General features: G+C 62.3%; 1 protein-coding gene. It reads right to left on the bottom strand.

Going from position 1 to position 1543, the window contains the following annotated elements:
* Window positions 1-85: 85 nt before the first annotated feature.
* Window positions 86-1438, bottom strand: a complete 1353-nt coding sequence (locus HX824_RS02485) for a tetratricopeptide repeat protein (RefSeq protein ID WP_177037286.1) — start codon at window positions 1436-1438, stop codon at window positions 86-88.
* Between the last annotated feature and the right edge of the window lie 105 nt (window positions 1439-1543).

The following is a 1543-nucleotide window of genomic DNA, read 5'->3' as shown; positions in this document are numbered from 1 at the left end:
TGCTTTTGATCTTGATCTTAGGCACACCGAGCCTAGGCGAGGTGCCGAGTGGTGGGGCAAAAGCGGAACCAATACAAGCCATCACCTAAATAACGGATATCCCCCCAATCCGCGCCCGCGCCCGCAGCGCCTCCCCAGGCAACCCCAAAGCCTCATACACCACCACCAAAGCTCGGTTCGTCGGCACATCCAGCCCGTCATACCGCCGGCGCAATTCCAGCGTCTGCTGCGCCCCAAGCCAATCCCCAACCCGCAACCGTGCGTCCAGCTCCACCTGCGCAAACAAATCCCGCTGCGCATGACTCCCGCCAATCTCATTCAGCCGCGGCAACGCTATCCCCAGCTGTTCCAACGCCCGCCGGGCATCCCCCCGGGCGTGCGCCAACAACCCCTCAGCCAACGGCAACGTCACTTCCCGCCAAACCGGCCGCGCTTCCACACTGTGCCTGCGCAAAGCCGCCAACAACTGATCCGCCTCAGGCTTGCCCGCACGGGCCAACCCATACAAATACTGCACACTCAAAAACGGCTGCACCGCATCCCCAACCCGACGCTGCAGGTAGGGCGCCAACGCCTGCCACCGCTCACCCACATCAATCCCGGCCAGCTCCAGCCGCGCCAGCAATGACACCGCGCCCACCTGATCCTGGGAGTACTCCGGCAAGATCCCCCACACATGCCGGTCATAAATCTCCAGCACCCGCTGATCCTCCCCGCGCCCCAGATAAAACAACGCGAGATGCCACCAGTTATGGGTGTACATGAACGAGTTAAGCCCGTCCCAGTGCTGCTTCACGCCCTCCAGAAACCCGATGCCTTCCTCGATACGCCCCTGGGTCAGCATCACATGGGCCAATGCGTGATGGGCCCATGGCTCGGACGCCTGCAACCGCAACGCTTCAAGCGCACTGGCCTCGGCTTCCTCCAGCAAATGACACTGCTCATACGCAAACGCCAGTAGCCCGTGACTGTGGGCGATATCCGGCGCGCCGGCGGTGGCTTTCAAACCGATCCGCAGCAGCGCCGGCCAGTTGCCCCGGTTGAATTCCAGGTACTGGTTGAGCTTGGCCGCAAGCAGGTCCCGCGGATAAAGATCCAGCAGATGCTCGCTGAGGCGCAGCACTTCATCCAGCTCGTCGTTGATCCAGGCTTGCAGCACTTGCAGATACACGAGCGCCCGTGGATGCCGGGAATTCACCGCCGCCGCCCGCTGACGGTACTTCTCGGCCAGCACAGGGCCCTCGGGCGACTCGATAAACATCAGCAGCAGGCCGGCAAATCCGTTGGCCAATGCTGAGTCGGGGTCGGCATCGGCGACCGCGAGGATGCCCTCGGCACGGGGCTGATAGCCGAGAAAACCGCCGACGAAATCATCCAGGCCCTGACGGGTGGCGGGGTTGCGGGTGTCGATGGGGTTGCCCAGGTAATCCAGTGACATGCGCTTCAAACTCATGGGTTCAGATAGCGGTTAGAAGGGCAAACCTTGTGCCAGTGATGGGGCCCTCAAACTTCAAACCTTACCGTAGCAGCTGCCGAGCCTTGG

The sequence above is a fragment of the Pseudomonas sp. D4002 genome, from assembly GCF_013385665.1.
Lineage (GTDB): Bacteria > Pseudomonadota > Gammaproteobacteria > Pseudomonadales > Pseudomonadaceae > Aquipseudomonas.
This window is presented reverse-complemented; position numbering and strand designations above follow the sequence as displayed.